Origin of the sequence: Massilia solisilvae, from assembly GCF_024753215.1 — a bacterium.
GTDB classification, from domain to species: Bacteria; Pseudomonadota; Gammaproteobacteria; order Burkholderiales; family Burkholderiaceae_D; genus Telluria; species Telluria solisilvae.
Genome location: NZ_JANUGV010000001.1, coordinates 744,212 through 765,226, shown reverse-complemented (window position 1 = coordinate 765,226; position 21,015 = coordinate 744,212). Strand labels below are relative to the sequence as shown.

Here is a 21,015-nt window from a genome sequence, read left to right as displayed (position 1 = left end):
TCGATAAAAAAATGCAATTTTTGGAGCTATATGGACACAAACCCGCTATCATCGCCCGTGCTGGACGCGGCGGGCAAGACCGCGCGTAAGCCTCTGAATATAAAAAAACTTATCCAAGCCCGGGGGGAAGACTGATGAAATTCCGCTTCTGGGGGGTGCGCGGTTCGATCCCGTCCCCCGGTCCGCGCACCGCTCGCTACGGCGGCAACACGACCTGCATCGAAGTGTGCACCGACGACGGCACGCTGATCATCCTCGACGGCGGCACCGGCCTGTTCGGGCTGGGCCAGCACTTGCTGAGCCGCTTGCCGGTCAAGGCCAACATCTTCATCACCCACAGCCATTGGGACCACATCCACGGCCTGCCCTTCTTTACCCCGCTGTTCGTCAAGGGCAGCCGGGTGCGCCTGTACGGCGCGCACGACGACGTGACCGGCAACGGCATCGAGCACGTGATGGGCGTGCAGCTCCAGAACAGCTACTTCCCGGTCAGCGAAACCCAGCTCGACGCCACGCTCGACTACCGCACCATCGCGTGCGGCGAAGCGGTCGCGGTGGGCGACGCGGTGGTGGACAACGTGCTGATGAACCACCCGGTCACCAACCTGGGCTACCGCATCGGCTGCAACGGCAAGTCGCTGTTCTTCACCGGCGACCATGAACCATTCTTCATCAACCCGCACGCGCCCGGCGACCCGCGCCACGACGAATTCGAGCGCCACGCACAAGCGCGCCAGCAGGCGATCGACGCCGCCATGGCCGGCGTGGACGCGCTGATCGTGGACTGCTCGTACACGGCCGAAGAGTATCCGGCGCACGAAGGCTGGGGCCACGGCACCTTCGACGCGGCGCTGCAGATGGCCGCGCGGGTCGGCGCCAAGGCGCTGTACTGCACCCATCACGAGCCCACCCGCAGCGACGATGAACTGGAAGCGGCCTTCGCCACCGCCCTCGCGCGCCACAAGCTGCCCGCGGGCCTGAAGGTCGTGCTGGCCTACGAAGGACTGGAGGTAGAGCTGTAAATGAACGCACCCGTCACCACCATGCCACCGGGCGGGGACACCGACCAGCGGCTGGCCTTCCTGAAGAAGCTGCAGGCAGTCACCACGCGCATCCACGCCACCGGCAACCTGGACGAGATCATGCTCGACCTGGGCCGCGACTTCTGCGACCTGTTCAGCTGCGACCGGTTCACCCTGTACGCCGTCACGCCCGAGCGCGACCACATCGTCTCCAAGGTCAAGACCGGCCTGTCGTCGTTCCGCGACCTGCGCCTGCCCATTTCAAGCAGCTCGATCGCCGGCTGGGTCGCGCAGTCGCGCCAGACCATCAACATCGTGGACGTGTACGACGAGGCGGAACTGAAACGCATCTCGCCCGAGCTGCAGTTCCAGCGCGGCGTGGACCAGCGCACCGGCTACCGCACGCGCGAAATGCTGGTTGCCCCGCTGGTGGCCCAGCCGTCCGGCGAGCTGCTGGGCGTGGTCCAGTTCATCAACCACCTGGGCGGCGGGCCGTTCCCGGCGGTCGCGCTGGAAGGCCTGAAGCAGCTGTGCGACACCCTGTCGGTGGCGCTCAACCAGCGCATGAAGCCGCAGCGCGTGCGCAGCAAGTACGACGCGCTGGTGCTCGAAGCCGTGCTGTCGGCGGCCGAACTGGAACAGGCCACCCGCGCCGCCCGTGACCGCGACCTGGACATCGAGGACGTGCTGGTGGCCGACTACCACGTCAAGCTCTCGGCGATCGGCCAGTCGCTGTCCAAGTTCTTCATGGTGCCCTACGAGCCATTCCGTCCCGACCGGGTCAAGCCGGTGGACCTGCTGCGCAACCTGAAGGCGCAGTACGTCGAGGAGAACCAGTGGCTGCCGCTGGAGGATGGCAAGGACGGGCTGGTGGTCATGGCGCTGGACCCAGAGCGGGTGGGCGCGAGCCGCATCGTCAGCCAGATCTTCCCCAAGTCGAAGATCGCGTTCCGCGTCACCACCCACGCCGAATTCGGCCAGACCGTGGACCAGTTCTTCGGCACCGGCGCCGGTGAGGGCGGCTCGGTCAGCGAGCTGCTGTCGGGCCTGGAGGACGACGACGGCGACGGCGGCGACGCCCCGTCCGAGGTGTCGGAAGCGGTCGAGAACGAACTGGTCAAGCTGCTCAACAAGGTCATCATGGATGCCTACCGCCAGGGCGTGTCGGACATCCACATCGAGCCGCTGCCCGGCAAGGGCAAGACCGGCATCCGCTTTCGCAAGGACGGCTCGCTGGTGCCCTACATCGAGATCCCGGCCAGCTACCGCAACGCGCTGGTCGCGCGCATCAAGATCATGTGCGACCTCGACATCTCGGAGCGGAGGAAGCCCCAGGACGGCAAGATCAAGTTCAAGAAGTACGGCCCGCTCGACATCGAGCTGCGGGTGGCGACCATTCCGTCGGCCGGCGGGGTCGAGGACGTAGTGATGCGTATCCTGGCGGCCGGCGAGCCGATCCCGCTCGAGAAGCTCGGCGTACTGCCCTATAACCTGGAGCGCCTGAAGGCGACCATCGAAAAGCCCTACGGCCTGTTCTTCGTCTGCGGCCCGACCGGCTCGGGCAAGACCACCACGCTGCACTCGATCCTGAACTACCTGAACACCCCGGAGACCAAGATCTGGACCGCGGAAGACCCGGTCGAGATCACACAAAAGGGCCTGCGCCAGGTGCAGGTCAACCGCAAGGCGGGGCTCGATTTCGCCAGCGTGATGCGCGCCTTTTTGCGTGCCGACCCGGACATCATCATGGTCGGCGAGATGCGCGACAAGGAAACCGTCAGCACCGGCATCGAAGCCTCGCTGACCGGCCACCTGGTGTTCGCCACCCTGCACACCAACAGCGCGCCGGAGTCGATCGTGCGCCTGCTGGACATGGGCATGGACCCGTTTAACTTTGCCGATGCGCTGCTGGGCATTCTGGCGCAGCGCCTGGCCAAGCGCCTGTGCGGCAGCTGCAAGCAGGCCTACCACCCGAACGAAGAAGAGGTGAGCCTGCTGCTGGCCGAGTTTTGCGAAGAGCTCAAGGCCACCGAGGCATTCAGGACCGACCCGCAGGCCGCGCGCGCGCAGGTGCTGGCGGGCTGGAAGGAGCGCTACGCCGACGGCGAGGGCAAGTTCACCTTGTACCGCGCGGTGGGCTGCCCGGAATGCAACAAGGGCTACAAGGGCCGCATCGGCCTGCACGAACTGATGATCGGCACCGACCGCGTCAAGAAGCTGCTGGTCGAGCACAGCCGCGTAGCCGCCCTGCTCGCCGCCGCGCTGGAAGACGGCATGCTGACGCTGAAGATGGACGGCATCGAAAAGGTGCTGGGCGGGTTCACCGACATCAAGATGGTGCGGCAGGTGTGCATCAAGTAAGCCCGAACCTCAGACGTCGGCAGCTACCCGTAAAACCGTCGTCCCGGCGCAGGCCGGGACCCATGCTGAGCTAACGGGCCTGCGGCGACGCCGTTCGACGACGAAAGCGGTCTATGGGTCCCGGCCTGCGCCGGGACGACGTTTTAGCGCCAACAATGAAAAAGCCGGGCATGCCCGGCCTTTTCGTATGCGTCCGCGCTGCGCTTACAGCACGTGCTTTCCAATCCACCACGCGATCGCCGCCATGAACGCCGACGCCGGAATGGTGAAGACCCACGCCCACACGATGGTGCCCGCCACGCCCCAGCGCACGGCCGAAGCGCGCTGCGCCGAGCCGACGCCGACGATCGCGCCGGTGATGGTGTGGGTGGTGGATACCGGTGCGCCCATCGCGGTCGCGATGAACAGCGTGGCCGCGCCACCCGCCTCGGCGCAGAAGCCGCCGACGGGTTTGAGCTTGGTGATCTTCTGGCCCATGGTCTTGACGATGCGCCAGCCGCCGAACAGCGTGCCCAGGCTCATCGCGGTGTAGCACGAGACGACAACCCAGATCGGCGGCGCCGACGCGCTCTGCGCGGTGATGCCTGCCGCGATCAGCAGCATCCAGATGATGCCGATGGTCTTCTGCGCGTCGTTGCCGCCGTGGCCCAGGCTGTAGGCCGCGGCCGAGAACAGCTGCAGGCGGCGGAACCAGGTATCGACCTTGCGCGGCGGGGTTTTGACGAACACCCACGACACGATCAGCATCACGATCGAGCCGAGCACGAAGCCCATCAGCGGCGAGATGACGATGAACTCGACGGTCTTGAGCAGGCCGTCGCCCTTGAGCGCGCCAGTGCCGCTCTTGGCCACGGCCGCTCCCACCAGGCCGCCGATCAGCGCGTGCGACGAGGACGACGGAATGCCGTAGTACCAGGTGATGACGTTCCAGATGATTGCCCCGACCAGCGCGCCGAACACGACGTAGTGGTCCACGATGTTGGGATCCACCGTGCCCTTGCCAACGGTGGCCGCCACGTGCAGGCCGACGGTGAAGATCGCGACAAAGTTGAACAGCGCCGACATCGCCACCGCCGTCTGCGGCTTGAGCACGCCCGTGGACACCACCGTCGCAATCGCGTTGGCGGCGTCGTGGAAGCCGTTCATGAAGTCGAAAATGAGCGCAAGGCCGACCAGTAGCATGAGCACGTAAATGCTCAGTTGGATGGTGTGCATAGGTCCTTCCGCTTACGCGTTTTCGACGATGATGCCTTCGATGATGTTGGCAACATCCTCGCAGCGGTCGGTCACGGTTTCCAGGATCTCGTAGATCGCCTTCATCTTGATCAGGTTGCGCACGTCCGGCTCGTCGCGGAACAGCTTGGACATGGCGGCGCGCATCACGTGGTCGGCGTCCGACTCCAGGCGGTCGATCTCTTCGCAGATGGCCACGATGCGCGAGGCGTTGTCCATGTTGTGCAGCATGCCCACGGCCGACTGCACCTTCTCGCAGCAGGCCAGGCACAGCTCGGCCAGGCGCTTGGCTTCCGGCGTGACGGCCTGCAGGTCGTACAGCGAAATGGTCTGCGCGGCGTCCTCCATCATGTCGAGGATGTCGTCCATGCGCGTGATGAGCTTGTGGATGTCGTCGCGGTCGATCGGGGTGATGAAGGTCTTGTGCAGCAGCTCGACGGTGGCGTAGGTGATCTTGTCCGCCTGCTTCTCGACGCTCTCCACCGCGTGGGTGCGGTTTTCCAGGTCGTCGAAGTTGGTCATCAGGCCGACCATCTCCTGCGCACCCTTCACGCACAAGGCCGCGTGCTGGTTGAACAGGTCAAAGAACTTGCCCTCGGTGGGCATCAGGCGTCCAAACATCTTTTATTCTCCGTTTGTAAAACTCTCTTGGGCCAGCGAACCCCCGAGGCGTTCCCGAAGGTCTGCTTGCGACTTAGTCGCCCTGGTAGATGGCGAGGTTGCCGCTGTAGTTGCCGAACTTGGTGTACATGCCCATCCAGGTCAGGCGCACCGCACCAATCGGGCCGTTACGTTGTTTGCCGATGATGATCTCGGCCGTTCCCTTATCGGGCGAGTCCGGGTTGTAAACCTCGTCACGATACAGGAAGATGATCACGTCCGCGTCCTGCTCGATAGCGCCCGATTCGCGCAGGTCGGACATGACGGGTCGTTTGTTGGGGCGTTGTTCCAGCGAGCGGTTCAGCTGCGACAGCGCGATCACCGGGCAGCCCAGCTCCTTGGCCAAGCCCTTCAGGCTACGCGAGATCTCCGAGATCTCCGAGGCGCGGTTGTCGCCCGGCTTGGAACCCTGCATCAGCTGCAGGTAGTCGACGATGATCAGGCCCAGCTTGCCGCACTGGCGCGCCAGGCGTCGCGCGCGGGCGCGCATTTCGATCGGGTTCAGCGCCGGCGTCTCGTCGATGAAGATCTGGCAGTCGTTCATCTTCTGGATGGCGTGCGTCAGGCGCGGCCAGTCCTCGTCGATCAGCTTGCCGGTACGCAGGCGGTGCTGGTCGAGCTGGCCGATCGAGCCGAGCATACGCATGGCCAGCTGGGCGCCGCCCATCTCCATCGAGAAGATCGCCACCGGCAGGCCGGCTTCGACCGCGACGTTCTCGCCGATGTTCACCGAGAACGCGGTCTTGCCCATCGACGGGCGGCCAGCCACGATGACCAGGTCGCCCGGCTGCAGGCCCGAGGTCATGCGGTCCAGGTCGATGAAGCCGGTCGGCACGCCGGTGATCTCACCCTGGTTCTCGCGCGAGTACAGCTCGTCGATGCGCTCGACCACCTGGGTGAGCAGCGGCTGCACCGGCAGCCAGCCCTGCGCGCCGCGCGCGCCTTGCTCGGCGATCGCGAAGATGCGCGATTCCGCTTCGTCGAGGATCTGCTTGACCTCGGCGCCCTGCGGGTTGAAGGCCTTGGCCGACACTTCGTCGGCCACGGTGATCAGCTGGCGCAGCACGCCGCGGTCGCGCACGATCTCGGCATAGCGGCGGATGTTGGCAGCGGACGGCGTGTTCTGCGCCATCGCGTTCAGGTACTGCAGGCCGCCGACTTCCTCGGCCTTGCCCAGCTGCACCAGCGCTTCGTACACGGTGATCACGTCGGCCGGCTTGCCCGAGTTGATCAGGCGAACCATCTGCTCGAAGATGATACGGTGGTCGTAGCGGTAGAAGTCTTCCGCATGCATGAAGTCGGCGATGCGGTCCCAGGCAGCGTTATCGCGCAGCAAACCGCCGATGACGGACTGCTCTGCTTCGATGGAGTGCGGCGGGACGCGCAGCGCTTCGATTTGCGGATCGGATGCGGGGGCGTTCATATGGCCGGCATTATACCTGCTCCGGATGGCAGGCTGAACGCGGGAGTTAGTTTTTTTTGGCAATAAAAGCGACGTAAAAAACAACAAAGCCGCGGCATTTTGCGGCTTTGTTGTTTTTTACGTCGTCCCGGCGAAAGCCGGGACCCATGCTGAGCCAGCGGGCCTGCGGCGTAAGCGCACGTCGTCCCGGCGAAAGCCGGGACCCATGCTGAGCCAGCGGGCCTGCGGCGTAAGCGCGTAGCCAGGCATACGGTCTATGGGTCCCGGCCTTCGCCGGGACGACGTATTGGAGCCGCAGGCCAAAAAACAAAAAGCCGGGACGAACCCGGCTTTCTGCTTGATGCGTAACGCTCAGCTTAGGCAGCTTCGCCCACGACAGCGATGGTGATCTCGATCACCACGTCGGTGTGCAGTGCCACGGCGACCGGGTGCTCGCCGGTGGTCTTCAGCGGGCCGGTCGGCATGCGGATCGCAGCCTTCTCGACCGGGAAGCCTTGCTTGGTCAGCGCTTCAGCGATGTCGAAGTTGGTCACGGAGCCGAACAGGCGGCCGTCCACGCCAGCTTTCTGGGCGATGGTGACGGTCATGCCGGTCAGCTTCTCGCCTTGTGCCTGGGCAGCGGCCAGCTTTTCAGCGGCAGCTTTTTCCAGCTCGGCGCGGCGTGCTTCGAACTCGGCCACAGCGGACTCGGTCGCGCGGCGGGCCATCTTTTGCGGGATCAGGAAGTTACGTGCGTAACCGTCCTTGACCTTGACCACGTCGCCCAGGTTGCCGACGTTAACAACTTTTTCCAACAGAATGACTTGCATATTTTTCTCCAGGATTATCTAGTCGACGACCGTATCAAGCGTGGTGCAGGTCGGTGTACGGCAGCAGGGCCAGGTAACGGGCGCGCTTGATGGCGGTGTCCACCTGACGCTGGTAGTGCGCCTTGGTGCCGGTCAGGCGTGCCGGCATGATCTTGCCGTTTTCCTGGATGAAGTCCTTCAGGGTGTCGACGTCCTTGTAATCCACTTGCTCAACGCCAGCGGCGGTGAAGCGGCAGAACTTCTTGCGCTTGAACAGCGGGTTCTGCTGTTTGCGCTTCAGTTTTTCTTTAGCTTTGTTTTTGTCGAACTTTTTACCGAATGCCATTTCGAGGCTCCTGTATCTAAAATGTGCCGGCCTTAGGCCGCTGCACTGAAATCAATGATGTGAAACACCAGGGCTTTGCTGTTGCGGTTCTTCCTGGCCAAAAATCCCGTGAACTGCAGGGCTGCGCCCAATTCCGCCCGGCTGAAGCGGCCCGAAATCTCGCCCGCGGCAAGCGCGGTGATCTCGAACTCGACCAGCCTCGTTCCCCCTGCTTCGACCTGCTGCGAACTGTGCGCCAGGGTGGCTGACACAATCGGCACGCCGGCCGGGGAGTAGCGCAGTATGTCGCGCTCGAGGATGGTGCCGGTGAATTGAAACTGGTTCAAAGCCCGTTCACGAATCCTTTGGCTTAGGCCGCGGCGGCCGGAGCAGCGGCAGCTTGCTCGCGGTGGCTCTTGGCTGCGTCTTCGCGCTGCACCGATTTCATCATCGGCGACGGAGCGGTTTCAGCCTTCTTCATCTTAACGGTCAGGTGACGCAGCACGGCATCATTGAATTTGAATGCGGTTTCCAGCTCGACCAGGGTCTCGTTGTCGCATTCGATGTTCATGCAGATGTAGTGCGCTTTCGGCAGCTTCTGGATCGGGTAAGCCATCTGGCGACGGCCCCAGTCTTCGACGCGATGGATGTTACCGCCACGCGAGGACACGGTGGCCTTGTAACGCTCGATCATCGCCGGGACTTGCTCGCTCTGGTCCGGGTGGACGATAAAAACGATTTCATAATGACGCATGAAACACTCCTTAAGGACGTTTAAACAAATGCCCACCTCGGCGTCAAGACGAGTGTGGGAAGGGGTAAGCCCGCGACTATAACATGAAATCGAACCAGATGGTATCGCTCCCCTGTCCAGTGATCGGTCCGGCGGGCCCGCATCGGCAACTCGACCATAAAAAACACGAAAAAATCCACATTTCCCCTTGCGCTGGCCGAAATACTGTATAAAAATCCAGTCTGTTTATACAACCCGGCCGCACACCCATGCTCAAGCTCACCGCAAGGCAAGAACAGATCCTCAACCTCATCCGCGAGGCGATCGAGAACACCGGCTTTCCCCCGACCCGCGCCGAGATCGCGGCCGAGCTGGGCTTCAAGTCGGCCAACGCGGCCGAGGAACACCTGCAGGCGCTGGCGCGCAAGGGCGCCATCGAAATCTCGCCCGGCACATCGCGCGGCATTCGCCTGGTCGGCACGCCCGAACCGGCGCCGGTGCACCCGCAAGTGATGATGATGTCGCTGCCGCTGGTGGGCCGCGTGGCCGCCGGCTCGCCGATTCTGGCGCAGGAACATGTCGAGACAACCTACAGCGTTGACCCGGCCATGTTCTCCGCCAGGCCCGACTTTTTGCTGAAGGTGCGCGGCTGGTCGATGCGCGACGCCGGCATCAACGACGGCGACCTGCTCGCGGTGAAAAAAGTGGACACGGCCAAGAACGGCCAGATCGTGGTCGCGCGCCTGGGCGACGACGTCACCGTCAAGCGCTACCGCCGCACCGGCGAGCTGATCGAGCTTCTGCCGGAGAATCCGGACTTCAAGATCATCAAGGTCACGCCCGAAGACGGCTTTGCGCTCGAGGGCCTGGCCGTTGGCCTGATGCGCACCTGGAACTGAGCTTGGCCGGGATCACCCTCTTCGGCAACCGCGAGTCGGGCCACACCTACAAGGTGCGCCTGGCGCTGGCGCTCGCCGGCATCGACCATGGTTTTGAAGAGATCGACGTCGTCGGCACGCCGCGCGAGGCGCGTCCCGAGCCATTTCGCAGCCTGGCCAAATACGGCGAGGTGCCGCTGCTGGTGCACGACGGCCAGCCCTACGTGCAGTCCAACGCCATCCTGCTGCACCTGGCCGGCCACACGCGCCGGCTTGGCGGCGAATCGGAAGAGCGCCTGGCGCGCGTGCGCGAGTGGCTGTTCTGGGAAGCGAACCGGATCGGCTTTTCGCTGCCGAACCTGCGCTGGCACACGCGCTTCGAGCCGGCCGAACCGGCAGTGCTGGCCATGCTGCGCCGGCGCTTTGACGCCGACATCGCGCGCCTGAGCCAGGAGTTCAGCGACGGCCGCACTTTCATCCTTGGCGACGCGCCGACGGTGGCCGATTGTTCGCTATGCGGCTACCTGTATTTCGCCGACCAGGCGCAGGTCACCATGCCGGCAGCCGTGCAGGCCTGGCTCGACCGCATCGCCGCCCTGCCCGGCTGGCGGCATCCGTACGGCTTTTACGACTAGGCCAATCCGACTGTAAACTCCGTCGCACCGGCGAAGGCCGGGGCGACGTGCTCGCCGCTTACTTGCCGGCCGGCGCGTAGTTGTTCTTGCGCGCGTCGATGTCGCGCTGGCGCGCTTCGGACGGGCCGCCCTTGACGATCTCGTTGTGCTCGGCCACATAGGCCTCGGTGGCGCTGCGCCACGCCGCAAAGTCCGCCAGCACCAGCTTGGCCGATACTTTCGCCCCCTCCGCCACGTTGTCGTGCACCAGCGCCAGGTGCGCTGTCGCCTGCTCCATCTCCTGCTTGTTCATCAGCTTGGAAAGGTCGGCCGGAATCAGCTTGGTCAGCGGCGACACCTCGTTCAGGTGCTCCACAAAACGGTTGTAGCAGTCCTGCCAGGCCTGCACGCTCGCGCCGACGCGCTCGATCTCGTCGTTCAGCTTGGACATGGCCGGGATGCGCGGCGCGGGGCAGCGGTACTGGCCCGAGCGCAGCTCCGAACCGTCGTACTTGCTGATCCAGTAGTCGATGTCGGCGCGGCGCGCGACGCGCTGCTTCATCACCTCCAGCGAGGCGATCGCCACCGCATTACCCTTGGCGGCGGCCTTCGTGAACCATCCTTGCGCCCTGGCTTCGTCCACCGCGCCGGCCTCGCCGTACCAGTACATCTCGCCCAGGTGCTGCTGTGCCTCGACGTTGCCGGCGTTGGCGAGCCTGGTGTACTTCTGCAGCGCTTGCGCGTACTCTTTTTTGGCGAACAGCGCGTTGGCGTCGGCCAGCTCGTCGGCGAGCGCGGCGCCGCACAGGAACAGGGACAGGCAAAACAGGGCGGTCTTCTTCACGGCGCGGGCACAGGTAGTGAACAATGCCGTTGATGATAACCGGATTGGCGCGCCCTGCTCAACCGCCTACTTGACGTAAACCGGCTTGGGCGGCTGCGGCATGTTGCGGTTGACGTTGTCGCGCGCCAGCTCCGCTTCGCGCATGCGCTGCGCCGTTTCCAGGTTCTGCTGGCGCACGTAGTCCTCGGTCCCCTTCTGCCAGTTGTCGAAGGCGGTGAGCGTGGCTTGCGCCGCCACCTTGGCCTTGTCGCCCACGCGTCCATACACCTCGGTCAGGCGCCGCTTGGCTTGCTCCATCTCGGCATCGGTCATCAGGTCCGCAACCTCGCCCGGAATGCGCTTGCCAACCGGGTACACGTCGTTCAGGTTCTTGACGAAGCCGTTGTAGCACGCCTTCCAGGCATTGATCGTGTCGTTGGTGGTCTTGATTTCCTGGTTGGTCGTGGACCTGGCCGGCACCACCGGCGCCTTGCAGTCGAACTGGCCGCTCACCAGGTCGGCGCCGTCGTACTTGTCGGTCCAGTACGCGATGTCGCCCATGTGCTGCTGGCGCGCGGCCGTCATGCCAAGCGCGGACTGCGCCTCCTTGTTGCCGGCCGCCGCGGCCTTGGCGAACAGGGCGTCGGCCCGGGCGCGGTCCACCGCCACGCCCTCGCCGTACCAGTACATCTGGCCCAGGCGCAGCTGCGCGCCGGCGTTGCCGGCGTCGGACAGGCGGGTCAGCATTGCGATCGCCTGCGGATAGGACTTCGATTCGAGCAGCTTGTTGACGTCGGCCAGATCATCGGCCATGGCGGCGCCGCTCACCGCCATGGCCAGGCAGAAGAGGTATTGTCGCATTGCTGTTCCTGACGAATGGTTGCAATGGTACAGATACTATTCGTGTGCAAAACTGTTGCAAGTGGCGTTACAAAATAATGAACTTTGAGGGCCTATTTGCCAGTCGGCGCCGAGGTGTGGATCAGGCCCTGGTAGCCCTCGCGCAGGCGCCGGTCCGTCTCCAGCGTGATCTGGTCCTGCTTCTTGCGCGCCTCGGCCGATGCGTTGTACTCGGCGGCGAAGGCTTTGGTGGCCTGTTCCCAGCTGGCGAAGCGCGCCATGACCGCCTGCGCGTTCGCGCCAACCTTCCCGACCGCCGCTTCGGTCGCCCGGTGGATGTGCTGCTCCGCCTCTTGCTGCTCGGCCTCGCTCATCAGCACCGCCAGTTCCGCCGGGATGCGTTTTGCCGGTGCCAGCGGGCCATCGAGGTCGGCGACGAAACCGTTGTAGCAGGAAGACCATGCCTGGTAGGCCCCGGTGGTCGCCTTGATCTCGTCGTTCGTTTTGGAGACCTCGGGTATCGCGGGCTGCGGGCAGGCATATTTGCCGGCGGCGAGGTCGGCGCCGTCATAGGCGGTCCAGCGCGTGATCTCCGCCATCTTTGCCGCGCGCCGCTGTGTCAGCGTACGCGCATCCTGCGCTTCGCCGACGCCGGCCGCTGCCGCCTGCGCGAACAGCGCGTCGGCCGCCGCGCGGTCGGCCGGCAGGCCCTGCCCGTACCAGTACATGCGGCCGAGGTGGAGTTTGGCCTCGGCGTTGCCGGAATCGGCCAGCATGCGCAGGACGGGGAATGCCTCGCCATACGATTTGGCGGCGAGCAGGCTCTTGGCCTCGGACAGCGAATCGGCTGCGGCGCCGCCGCATGCCGCAAGCATCAGGACGAACAGGATACGTTTCACAATACCCCCCCGGAAAGTTAAATCCGGGGTAAGCATCGCACGTAATTCGCGGTTACACAACCGCCATGTTCAGGCGGTTGCGTTGAGCGCGCCGCCGAAATCGTCCAGCAGGTCGGCGGTATCCTCGATGCCCACCGAAACGCGGATCAGGGATTCGGCGATGCCCATGCTGGCGCGGCGCTCCGCCCCCATCTCGAAGAAGATCGTGTGCGCCACCGGGATCACCAGCGTGCGCGTGTCGCCCAGGTTCGATGCCGGGATGCCCAGCTTGAGGCGGTTCAGGTAGTCGAAGCAGTCGATGTCTTCGCGCAGCTCGAACGAGAACAGCGAGCCCGGTGCGCGGAACAGTTCGGACGCGATCTGATGCTGCGGGTGCGAAGCGAGGCCCGGGTAGTGCACCGCGGCGACCCGCTCATCGGCCTCGAGCATGGTGGCCAGCGCGAGCGCGTTGGCGCAGGTACGCTCCATGCGCAGCGCCAGCGTCTCGGCGCCAACGGCGATGTGGTGCGCCGCTTCCGGCCCGAGCGAGGCGCCAAAGTCGCGCAGCGCCTTGGCGCGCACCTGCGCCATGCCTTGCGCGCCGGGCGCCAGTTTGCGGAAGTTGGGGGCGATGTTCGGGTAGGCGGCCCAGTCGAACAGGCCGGTGTCGGTGAGCGCGCCGCCCAGTGCGATGCCGTGGCCGGCGATCGACTTGGTCAGTGCGTTGACCACCAGGCCCGCCCCGACGTTCTTCGGACGGAACAGGTACGGCGTGGTCATGGTGTTATCCACCACGAACAGCACGCCGCGCTCGCGGCACAGCGCGCCGATGCGGGCCAGGTCCGCCACCTGGGTGCGCGGGTTGGCGATGGTCTCGACGAACACGAAGCGCGTGTTGGGCTTGAGCGCCGCCTCCACGTTGGCCACGTCGGTCGCATCCACGAACGACACGTCCACGCCCTGCCCCGCCGCGGTGTTCCACAGGCTGTTGGTGTTCCCGAACAAAAAGCTGGACGAGACGATGTGGTCGCCCGCCTTGAGCAGCGCCTGGAACAGCGCGCCGATCGCGCCCATGCCGGTGGCAAAGCAGATGGTGGCCACGCCGTCTTCCATCTTGGTGACCTTGTCCTCGAGCGCAGCCACGGTCGGGTTGCCCTGGCGGCCGTAGCGGAAGCCCGGCTCCTTGCCCTGGAAGACCGAGGCCAGCTGGCGCGCGTCGCCGTAGCCGAAGGTCACCGAGGTGTGGATGGGTTTGTGCAGCGAGCCCTGCTCGATCGGCTTGCGGCGGTCGTTGTGCAGGATGGTGGTGGTGAAGCCGTAGTGTTTGGTGTCGTTCATGATGTGTCGATTGCGTTGGCGGGTGGGTACTCCACGCGCCCAGGCTCGATCAGAGTCGTATGAACGCGTGGGCAGCAGAGCTGCCCACCCTACGGTTATTCAGCGGCGACGGGAGGGTTCAGCGCGAGCTGGTTGCGCGCTGCGTCCTCGACAACCGGCTTGCTCTTGGGGTTGTGGCGCGCCTGTTCGACGTTGTCGAGGTACTCCGGCGTCACGTCCCCGGTGATGTACACGCCGTCGAAGCACGAGGCCTCGAAGCTCGTGAGTGCCGGATTCACGTCCGAGATCGAGCGCTTGAGCGCGTCCAGGTCCTGGTACACCAGGTGGTCGGCGGTGATTTCCTTGCACACCTCTTCCACCGTGCGGCCGTAGGCGATCAGCTCGTCGCGGGTCGGCATGTCGATGCCGTACACGTTCGGGAAGATCACCGGCGGCGCGGCCGAGGCGAAGATCACCTTGCGCGCGCCGGCTTCACGCGCCATCTGCACGATCTCGCGGCTGGTGGTGCCGCGCACGATCGAGTCGTCCACCAGCAGCACGTTTTTGCCCTTGAACTCGGACGGGATCGCGTTGAGCTTCTGGCGCACCGATTTGCGGCGCATGCCCTGCCCCGGCATGATGAAAGTGCGGCCGATGTAGCGGTTCTTGATGAAGCCTTCGCGGTACTCCACGCCCAGCTTGAGCGCGAGCTGGATCGCGGCCGGGCGCGAGGAGTCGGGGATCGGCATGACCACGTCGATTTCTTCGGCCGGGATCTCCTTGCGGATCTTCTCGGCCAGGTACTCTCCCATGCGCAGGCGGGTCGCGTACACCGAGGCGCCGTCGATCACCGAGTCCGGGCGCGCCAGGTACACGTATTCGAACACGCAGGGGTTGAGCGACGGGTTGTCGGCGCACTGGCGCGCGTGCAGCTGGCGGTCGTTGTCGATGAACACCGCCTCGCCGGGCGCGATGTCGCGCATGAAGCGGAAACCCAGGCCTTCCAGCGCAACCGATTCGCTGGCCACCAGGTACTCCGGGCCATCCTCGGTCTCGTTCACGCCGATGCACAGCGGGCGGATGCCGAACGGGTCGCGGAACGCCAGCAGGCCGTGGCCTGAAATCTGCGCCACCACCGCGTACGCGCCACGGGCGCGACGGTGCACCATGGCGACAGCCTTGAACACGGCGTCCACGTCGAGCGTGAAGCCGGTGGAGGCCTCCTGCAGCTCGTGGGCGAGCACGTTGAGCAGCACCTCGGAGTCCGAGTCGGTGTTGATGTGACGGCGGTCCTTGCGGAACATCTCGTCCTTGAGCTCGGCCTGGTTGGTCAGGTTGCCGTTGTGCGCAAGGGTGATGCCGAACGGCGCGTTCACGTAGAACGGCTGGGCTTCTTCCTCGCTGGACGAGCCGGCGGTCGGGTAGCGGCAGTGGCCGATGCCCGAGTTGCCGGCCAGCGAACGCATGTTCCGGGTGCGGAACACGTCGCGCACCAGGCCGTTGGCCTTGTACATCGAGAACATGCTGCTGTGGTTGGTTGCGATACCAGCCGCATCCTGGCCGCGGTGCTGCAGCAGCAGCAACGCGTCATACAAGAGCTGGTTGACGGGGGTGTGCGAAACGACGCCGACGATGCCACACATGGTGCGCTCCTAAAAACAGGACTGCAATGATGCAGAAATTTTCAAAACTGTACATGCTGCGCCAGCGCAGCGGGAAGAAAGGGTTTGACAGTGCGCGCGCCGGTCTCGGCCATGGGCGAGAGCAGCGCGTTCTTCCAGAAAGCCTGTTGGGGGATGGAAGTCATCCCGCACAATATGACGCCCGCGAGCACGATTACAATCCCGCGCGCCAGGCCAAACAATCCGCCCAGCCCGCGGTCGGCCAGCGACAGGCCGGTGGCGGTCACCAGCGCAGCAATCGCAAGGCTCAGCAGGCCCATCAAAATTCGCACGCCGATGAACAGCGCAATAAAGGCAACGATCAGCCGCACCGGCTCGCCCGGGATCATGCTGGGCAACATGGGGGCGAGCTTCGCGCCGTAGGCGTTGGCCAGCACGAAGGCGATCACCCAGCCCAGCAGCGAAAGGATTTCCTTCACCAGGCCGCGCAGCGTGCTGATGATCACCGACGAGATCAGCACGAACAAGACTACGTAATCAAAAATCGTCACGCCGCGCCAACCGTTCCCATCATGCCGGCGACAGCGCGCCGCTTAAGCCCAGCTTGCCCAGCTTGGCGCGCACCTTCTCCGCTTCCTCGCGGGTATACGGGCCCACCTTCACGCGGATCAGCTCATGGTACTTTTCGGTGAACGAGCGAATGCCGGCTTCGCGCAACTTGGCCTGCAGTTCGGCGGCCTTCTCCTGGTTGCCCAGCGCCGCCACCTGCATCACGAACTTCTGGCCGGCCTCGTGCGCCCTGGCGTCTTCCTTGCCTTCGAGGATGGCCATGGCGCGCACGGCGTCCTGCGGCGCAGCCTTGTCTTCCTTCTTCGCTGGCTTGCCCTTGGCGTCCGGCTTGGGTTCCGTCCTGGCCGGCTTGTCCTTGTGTTCAGGCTTGGGCGGCTCGGCCTTCGCATGCTCGACCGGCTTGGGCGCGGCCTCGGGCTTGGGCGCCTCGACCCTGGCCGGCGCAGCCTGCACCTCGGCGACCTTGCGCGCGGTCTCGGCCGCCGGGGCCGCCGGCCTGGGCTCGGGCGCCGGCTTGGGCGGTGGCGCGTCGAGCACCTCCTCGCCCTTGTCCACGCTCTGGCTTGCGGCCACGCTGGCGGAAGCGGACGGCTCGGCCGGCATCGGCAGCGGCGCCGCCTTGTCCTTGGATGGAATCTGGATCGCGATGTCGCCGGCGAGCGGCCTGGGTTCGGAATCGAGCAGCATCGGCAGGCCTACGGCGGCGGCCAGCGCCAGCGCGATGGCGCCCACCAGGCGGCGGCGCGCGCGCTTTTTCTCGGGGAGCACGGGATCGTCGGCACCGGCACGGCGGGCGCTTGCGCCCGCGTGCGAGGCCCGCTTGGCGCGGGCGCGCTCGGCGAATTCGTCGTCGGCGCGGGAAAAACGGCCACTAACTTCGGCGCTGCTGTCTTGGTTCTTTTTGCCCAGGAACGAGAACAAGCCCATGCGATTGTCAGGTCAGTGTAGAGAGTTTTTTCGGGCCGCCATCACACCGGCGACTGTATAGAACGATCCAAAGACCACAATTCTATCACCCTCTTTAGCCCGGCTCATCGCATCGGCAAAAGCTTCCCCCGGGTTGGCGAAGGCTTTGGCCGAAAATTCGTCGTCCTTGGCCCCGGCCGGACGCAGCGACTGCAGCTTGTGCGCCAGTTCCGCGGCATTGGCCGAACGCGGCGACGGCAGGTCGGCCACGCACCAGTGATCGACGTACTGCGCCAACGGCGCGATCACGGCGTCGATGTCCTTGTCCTGCATGATGCCGAAGACCGCGTAGGTGAACGGATGGAAGCCCATGTTCCCCAGGTTCTGGGCCAGCGCGGCGGCCGCGTGGGGGTTGTGGGCCACGTCGTACACGATCGCCGGCCGGCCTGGCAGCACCTGGAAGCGGCCCGGCAGTTCGACCAGCGCGAGGCCCGCGCGCACTTCCTGCGCGCCGCATGGCAGCTGCAGGCGCAGCGCTTCCAGCGCGGCCAGCGCTGCCGAGGCGTTGAGCAGCTGGTTGGCGCCGCGCAGGGCCGGGTAGGCCAGCGAATTGCGGCGCTGCGAGCGTCCCGCGTAACCCCATTGCTGCTTGTCGCCCTGGTAGTTGAAGTCGCGTCCCAACAGCCACAGGTCGGCGCCGATGTCTTCGGCGTGCTGGATGAGCGACTTGGGCGGCATCGGGTCGCTGCAGATGGCAGGCTTGCCCGGCCTGAAGATGCCGGCCTTCTCCAGCCCGATCTCCTCGCGCGTCTCGCCCAGGTATTCCTTGTGGTCGATGTCGATGCTGGTGACCACCGCCACGTCCGCATCGACCACGTTGACCGCGTCCAGCCGGCCGCCCAGGCCCACTTCGAGGATCGCCACGTCGATCGGCGCTTTGGCGAGCAGGTGCATGATCGCTAGCGTGGTGAATTCGAAGTACGTGAGCGAGACTTCGCCGCGCACGCTTTCCACCGCGTTGAAGGCGGCGACCAGCTGCTCGTCGCTGGCGTTCTCGCCATTGAGGCGCGCGCGCTCGTTAAAGGCCAAAAAGTGCGGCTTGATGTACAGGCCAACGCGGTAGCCCGACTGCAGCAGCATCGCTTCGAGCATGGCGCAGGTCGAGCCCTTGCCGTTGGTGCCGGCGACCATGATCACCGGGCACTTGAACGCGAGCTGCATGCGCTCCTTTACGGCGCGCACGCGGTCAAGCCCCATGTCGATGTGGGTTTCGGCATGGCGCGACTCGAGCAGCGCCAGCCAGTCGGGCAAGGTGGTCGGGAGGTTTTGCATGGGATGTTTTTGGTGGAGAGGCGCCTTGGGGGGCGCGCGGTGCGGACACGCGGTCCGCACCGAAACAACAATGGATCCTCGCCTTCGCGAGGACGCCATTTCCGGCGGCGCCGGAAACGGCGACTAAGCGACGACTTCGGCCGACTGGTTCTGCAGCAGCGCCAGCAGGCGCGCGATCTCTTCGCGCATCTTGCGGCGGTCCACGATCATGTCGATCGCGCCCTTGGTCAGCAGGAACTCGGCGCGCTGGAAGCCTTCGGGCAGCTTTTCGCGCACGGTGTTTTCGATCACGCGCGGGCCGGCAAAGCCGATCAGCGCTTTCGGTTCAGCGATCACGACGTCGCCCATGAAGGCGAACGACGCGGACACACCGCCCATGGTCGGGTCGGTCAGCACGCTGATGAACGGCAGGCGCTTCTCGGACAGCTTGGTCAGCATCGAGGTGGTTTTTGCCATCTGCATCAGCGACAGCAGGCCTTCCTGCATGCGCGCGCCGCCGGTGGCGGTGATGCAGATGAACGGCACCTTTTGCTCGAGCGCGGTCTGGGCGCCGCGCACGAAGCGCTCGCCGACCACCGAGCCCATCGAGCCGCCCATGAATTCGAATTCGAAGCAGGCCACGACCACGGGCAGGCTCATGATCGCGCCGCCCATGACCACCATCGCGTCGGTTTCGCCGGTGGCGTCCATCGCCTGCTTGAGGCGGTCGGGGTACTTCTTGCTGTCCTTGAACTTGAGCGTGTCGACCGGCAGCGTCTCCTGGCCGATTTCATAGCGGCCGCCTTCGTCGAGCAGCGCGTCCAGGCGCTCGCGCGAACGGATGCGCATGTGGTGGCTGCACTTGGGGCACACGTGCTGGTTCGACTCCAGGTCGGCGCGGTACAGGACCGCCTCGCACGACGGGCACTTGACCCACAGCCCCTCGGGCATCGATTTGCGGTGGCCTGCATCGGAGCGCTGGATCCGGGGGGGCAGCAGCTTTTCCAACCAACTCATCATCTCTCCTTTGCGGCAATTCTTGAAGTTGGCGGTAGTTTAGCCGCTACGGCCATGCTTGTCGAATTCTTGCAATCCTGAAATTGCAGTCTAGACATTGTTTTATTTGCCCCGGGGAAATAGTATTGACGCTGGCCGGCGCAAGAGCCGGCGCAACATCATGTTTTCGGGAGAATGGGCGATGGTGGACCACATGCTGCGTGGCGCAAGCGGGCTCGCGGATGAAGCCGACCTCGCCGGCACCGCGCTTGTCGCCGCGGCAATCGCGGGCCTGGGTGCGCTGGTCGTGGCGTTGTTTCAGCGCCTGTGCCGCGCGCGCATCGCGGCCGGATCGCGCGAGCGGCTGGCCCAGCTGGCGCACCTGAACCGGGCCACAACCGCCACCATCTACGCCGGCGCCATCGCGCACGAGCTGAACCAGCCGCTGGCGGCGATCATGGCCAACACCGAGGCGGCCGAACTGCTGCTGGCGTGCGACCCGCCGCAAGTGGAAGAAGCGCGCCAGGCGCTGGCCGACATCCGGCGCGACGACAGGCGGGCCAGCGACATCATCGGCCGCATGCGCGGCATGCTCAAGCCCAGCGCGCAGGTGCAGGGCGTGGTCGACCTGCGCACCGTGGCCGGCGACGCGATCGGCTTCATCGAACCGGAAGTGAACATGCGCCGCGCCTCGGTGCGCTGCCTGATGCCCGAAGTGCCGCTGCCGGTGCGCGGCGATCCGGTCCAGCTCCAGCAAGTGCTGATCAACCTGGTGATCAATGCGCTGGACGCGATGGCCGGCGTTGCGCCGCACGAGCGCGTGGTCCTGGTACTGGCCTTCCTGGAGCAGGACGGGCGCCACGTCACGCTGCGCGTGGCCGACCACGGGCCCGGCTTCACGGGCGACCCGGCCAAGGCGTTCGACGGTTTCGTCACCACCAAGGAACACGGCACCGGCCTGGGGCTGGCGATCAGCGCGGCGATCGTGCGCGAACACGGCGGCCAGATCGAGGCGCGCAACCTGGAGCCATTCGGCGCCGAGGTAAGCCTGGTGCTGCCCATCGTGGTGGACGCGGCGGCCGACTGCGGGTGCTGCTAGATGGATGCCGGCGAAACCGTCTACATCGTCGAGGACGACGAATCGATGCGCACCGCGCTCGCGCGGCTGCTGCGCGCCACCGGCCACGCGGTGCAGGGGTACGACAGCGCCCAATCCTTCCTGGCCGCGTTCGATGGCCGCTGGGCCGGCTGCATCCTGCTCGACATCGGCCTGCCGGGCATGGACGGGATGGCGCTGCAGGAACGGCTGAACGATCTGGGATGCACCCTGCCGATCGTGTTCCTGACCGCCCAGGGCGACATCCCGGCCTCGGTGCGCGCCATCAAGGCCGGCGCCGAAGACTTTTTGTGCAAGCCGGTCGAGAAGGAGCGCCTGCTCGGCGCGGTCGAACGGGCATTGGCGCGCCACCGGCGCGACGCGCACGCGCTCGGGGCCAGGCGCGCGCTGGCGCAGCGCTTCGCCGGCCTTACCGCGCGCGAGCGCGAGGTGTTCGCGCTCCTGATCACGGGCGCACTGAACAAGCAGATCGCGGACAAGCTGGGCAACAGCGAACGCACGGTCAAGGCGCACCGCCGCGCGATCCTGGACAAACTGGGGGTGCGCTCGGTCGCCGAGCTGGTCCTCATCGACAGCCAGCTATCGGCGCGCTGACGCT

At 65.4% G+C, this 21,015-nt stretch carries 22 protein-coding genes; 6 read left to right on the top strand and 16 right to left on the bottom strand.

The genetic code is table 11. The features are described 5' to 3' along the window. The first annotated feature begins 134 nt into the window (after positions 1–134). Both NX773_RS03370 and NX773_RS03365 read left to right on the top strand, forming a co-directional pair. The gene (locus tag NX773_RS03370) at positions 135–1,022 is read left to right on the top strand and encodes an MBL fold metallo-hydrolase (RefSeq protein WP_258854958.1); all 888 of its coding nucleotides are present in this window, start codon (positions 135–137) and stop codon (positions 1,020–1,022) included. Next, a complete protein-coding gene (locus tag NX773_RS03365; RefSeq protein WP_258854957.1) occupies positions 1,023–3,383 on the top strand; it encodes a GspE/PulE family protein in 2,361 nt (786 codons plus the stop codon). A gap of 204 nt (positions 3,384–3,587) precedes the next feature. Here NX773_RS03365 and NX773_RS03360 read toward each other — a convergent pair whose 3' ends face one another. The 7 genes from NX773_RS03360 to rpsF form a co-directional block, all read right to left on the bottom strand. Then, entirely contained in the window at positions 3,588–4,598 is a 1,011-nt protein-coding gene (locus tag NX773_RS03360; RefSeq protein ID WP_258854956.1) for an inorganic phosphate transporter, read from the bottom strand. A 12-nt stretch (positions 4,599–4,610) separates the two neighbouring features. Then, positions 4,611–5,237, bottom strand: a complete 627-nt coding sequence (locus NX773_RS03355; protein ID WP_258820996.1) for a DUF47 domain-containing protein — start codon at positions 5,235–5,237, stop codon at positions 4,611–4,613. A 73-nt stretch (positions 5,238–5,310) separates the two neighbouring features. After that, complete coding sequence (locus tag NX773_RS03350; RefSeq protein WP_258820997.1) at positions 5,311–6,699, bottom strand: replicative DNA helicase; 1,389 nt, start codon at positions 6,697–6,699, stop codon at positions 5,311–5,313. 356 nt (positions 6,700–7,055) lie between these two features. Beyond that, on the bottom strand, positions 7,056–7,508 hold the full coding sequence (gene rplI, locus NX773_RS03345) for a 50S ribosomal protein L9 (protein ID WP_258854955.1): 453 nt from the start codon (positions 7,506–7,508) through the stop codon (positions 7,056–7,058). Positions 7,509–7,542: 34 nt separating this feature from the next. Beyond that, on the bottom strand, positions 7,543–7,833 hold the full coding sequence (gene rpsR / locus NX773_RS03340; protein WP_258820999.1) for a 30S ribosomal protein S18: 291 nt from the start codon (positions 7,831–7,833) through the stop codon (positions 7,543–7,545). A 32-nt stretch (positions 7,834–7,865) separates the two neighbouring features. Then, on the bottom strand, positions 7,866–8,159 hold the full coding sequence (gene priB, locus NX773_RS03335; RefSeq protein ID WP_258821000.1) for a primosomal replication protein N: 294 nt from the start codon (positions 8,157–8,159) through the stop codon (positions 7,866–7,868). Between the two features lie 23 nt (positions 8,160–8,182). Beyond that, positions 8,183–8,566: a 30S ribosomal protein S6 gene (gene rpsF, locus NX773_RS03330; RefSeq protein WP_258854954.1), complete on the bottom strand. Its 384-nt coding sequence runs from the start codon at positions 8,564–8,566 to the stop codon at positions 8,183–8,185. A 248-nt stretch (positions 8,567–8,814) separates the two neighbouring features. Between rpsF and lexA the strand changes: the two genes are divergently transcribed. After that, the gene (lexA, locus tag NX773_RS03325; protein ID WP_258854953.1) at positions 8,815–9,444 is read left to right on the top strand and encodes a transcriptional repressor LexA; all 630 of its coding nucleotides are present in this window, start codon (positions 8,815–8,817) and stop codon (positions 9,442–9,444) included. A 2-nt stretch (positions 9,445–9,446) separates the two neighbouring features. Continuing rightward, positions 9,447–10,058, top strand: a complete 612-nt coding sequence (locus NX773_RS03320; protein WP_258854952.1) for a glutathione S-transferase family protein — start codon at positions 9,447–9,449, stop codon at positions 10,056–10,058. 58 nt (positions 10,059–10,116) lie between these two features. Here NX773_RS03320 and NX773_RS03315 read toward each other — a convergent pair whose 3' ends face one another. From NX773_RS03315 to accD, 9 genes are all read right to left on the bottom strand, one after another. After that, entirely contained in the window at positions 10,117–10,881 is a 765-nt protein-coding gene (locus NX773_RS03315; RefSeq protein WP_258854951.1) for a tetratricopeptide repeat protein, read from the bottom strand. A gap of 66 nt (positions 10,882–10,947) precedes the next feature. Beyond that, positions 10,948–11,721, bottom strand: coding sequence for an SEL1-like repeat protein (locus NX773_RS03310; RefSeq protein WP_258854950.1), 774 nt, complete (start codon positions 11,719–11,721; stop codon positions 10,948–10,950). A 92-nt stretch (positions 11,722–11,813) separates the two neighbouring features. Then, positions 11,814–12,599: a hypothetical protein gene (locus NX773_RS03305; protein ID WP_258854949.1), complete on the bottom strand. Its 786-nt coding sequence runs from the start codon at positions 12,597–12,599 to the stop codon at positions 11,814–11,816. Between the two features lie 69 nt (positions 12,600–12,668). Then, complete coding sequence (locus tag NX773_RS03300) at positions 12,669–13,916, bottom strand: cystathionine gamma-synthase family protein (RefSeq protein ID WP_258854948.1); 1,248 nt, start codon at positions 13,914–13,916, stop codon at positions 12,669–12,671. A 95-nt stretch (positions 13,917–14,011) separates the two neighbouring features. After that, positions 14,012–15,538 (bottom strand): amidophosphoribosyltransferase, encoded by a 1,527-nt coding sequence (gene purF, locus NX773_RS03295; RefSeq protein ID WP_258854947.1) that lies wholly within the window; start codon positions 15,536–15,538, stop codon positions 14,012–14,014. A 41-nt stretch (positions 15,539–15,579) separates the two neighbouring features. Further along, a complete protein-coding gene (locus NX773_RS03290; RefSeq protein WP_258854946.1) occupies positions 15,580–16,068 on the bottom strand; it encodes a CvpA family protein in 489 nt (162 codons plus the stop codon). Positions 16,069–16,087: 19 nt separating this feature from the next. Continuing rightward, positions 16,088–17,014: an SPOR domain-containing protein gene (locus NX773_RS03285; protein WP_258854945.1), complete on the bottom strand. Its 927-nt coding sequence runs from the start codon at positions 17,012–17,014 to the stop codon at positions 16,088–16,090. A gap of 12 nt (positions 17,015–17,026) precedes the next feature. Further along, positions 17,027–18,325, bottom strand: coding sequence for a bifunctional tetrahydrofolate synthase/dihydrofolate synthase (gene folC / locus NX773_RS03280; protein WP_258854944.1), 1,299 nt, complete (start codon positions 18,323–18,325; stop codon positions 17,027–17,029). 123 nt (positions 18,326–18,448) lie between these two features. Continuing rightward, on the bottom strand, positions 18,449–19,321 hold the full coding sequence (accD, locus tag NX773_RS03275; protein WP_258854943.1) for an acetyl-CoA carboxylase, carboxyltransferase subunit beta: 873 nt from the start codon (positions 19,319–19,321) through the stop codon (positions 18,449–18,451). Positions 19,322–19,481: 160 nt separating this feature from the next. On the opposite strand from accD, the gene NX773_RS03270 reads away from it, so the two are divergent. Both NX773_RS03270 and NX773_RS03265 read left to right on the top strand, forming a co-directional pair. Then, the gene (locus NX773_RS03270) at positions 19,482–20,399 is read left to right on the top strand and encodes a sensor histidine kinase (protein WP_258854942.1); all 918 of its coding nucleotides are present in this window, start codon (positions 19,482–19,484) and stop codon (positions 20,397–20,399) included. Further along, positions 20,400–21,011, top strand: coding sequence for a response regulator transcription factor (locus NX773_RS03265; protein WP_258854941.1), 612 nt, complete (start codon positions 20,400–20,402; stop codon positions 21,009–21,011). It abuts the gene before it with no gap. The last annotated feature ends 4 nt before the right edge of the window (positions 21,012–21,015 follow it).

What these genes read in the sequence shown, in the direction of transcription:
- NX773_RS03370 (WP_258854958.1), top strand. Translation starts at nt 135, where the DNA reads ATGAAATTCCGCTTCTGGGGGGTGCGCGGTTCGATCCCGTCCCCCGGT.
- NX773_RS03365 (WP_258854957.1), top strand. Translation starts at nt 1,023, where the DNA reads ATGAACGCACCCGTCACCACCATGCCACCGGGCGGGGACACCGACCAG.
- NX773_RS03360 (WP_258854956.1), bottom strand. Translation starts at nt 4,598, where the DNA reads ATGCACACCATCCAACTGAGCATTTACGTGCTCATGCTACTGGTCGGC.
- NX773_RS03355 (WP_258820996.1), bottom strand. Translation starts at nt 5,237, where the DNA reads ATGTTTGGACGCCTGATGCCCACCGAGGGCAAGTTCTTTGACCTGTTC.
- NX773_RS03350 (WP_258820997.1), bottom strand. Translation starts at nt 6,699, where the DNA reads ATGAACGCCCCCGCATCCGATCCGCAAATCGAAGCGCTGCGCGTCCCG.
- rplI (WP_258854955.1), bottom strand. Translation starts at nt 7,508, where the DNA reads ATGCAAGTCATTCTGTTGGAAAAAGTTGTTAACGTCGGCAACCTGGGC.
- rpsR (WP_258820999.1), bottom strand. Translation starts at nt 7,833, where the DNA reads ATGGCATTCGGTAAAAAGTTCGACAAAAACAAAGCTAAAGAAAAACTG.
- rpsF (WP_258854954.1), bottom strand. Translation starts at nt 8,566, where the DNA reads ATGCGTCATTATGAAATCGTTTTTATCGTCCACCCGGACCAGAGCGAG.
- lexA (WP_258854953.1), top strand. Translation starts at nt 8,815, where the DNA reads ATGCTCAAGCTCACCGCAAGGCAAGAACAGATCCTCAACCTCATCCGC.
- NX773_RS03310 (WP_258854950.1), bottom strand. Translation starts at nt 11,721, where the DNA reads ATGCGACAATACCTCTTCTGCCTGGCCATGGCGGTGAGCGGCGCCGCC.
- NX773_RS03300 (WP_258854948.1), bottom strand. Translation starts at nt 13,916, where the DNA reads ATGAACGACACCAAACACTACGGCTTCACCACCACCATCCTGCACAAC.
- purF (WP_258854947.1), bottom strand. Translation starts at nt 15,538, where the DNA reads ATGTGTGGCATCGTCGGCGTCGTTTCGCACACCCCCGTCAACCAGCTC.
- NX773_RS03285 (WP_258854945.1), bottom strand. Translation starts at nt 17,014, where the DNA reads ATGGGCTTGTTCTCGTTCCTGGGCAAAAAGAACCAAGACAGCAGCGCC.
- folC (WP_258854944.1), bottom strand. Translation starts at nt 18,325, where the DNA reads ATGCAAAACCTCCCGACCACCTTGCCCGACTGGCTGGCGCTGCTCGAG.
- accD (WP_258854943.1), bottom strand. Translation starts at nt 19,321, where the DNA reads ATGAGTTGGTTGGAAAAGCTGCTGCCCCCCCGGATCCAGCGCTCCGAT.
- NX773_RS03270 (WP_258854942.1), top strand. Translation starts at nt 19,482, where the DNA reads ATGTTTTCGGGAGAATGGGCGATGGTGGACCACATGCTGCGTGGCGCA.
- NX773_RS03265 (WP_258854941.1), top strand. Translation starts at nt 20,400, where the DNA reads ATGGATGCCGGCGAAACCGTCTACATCGTCGAGGACGACGAATCGATG.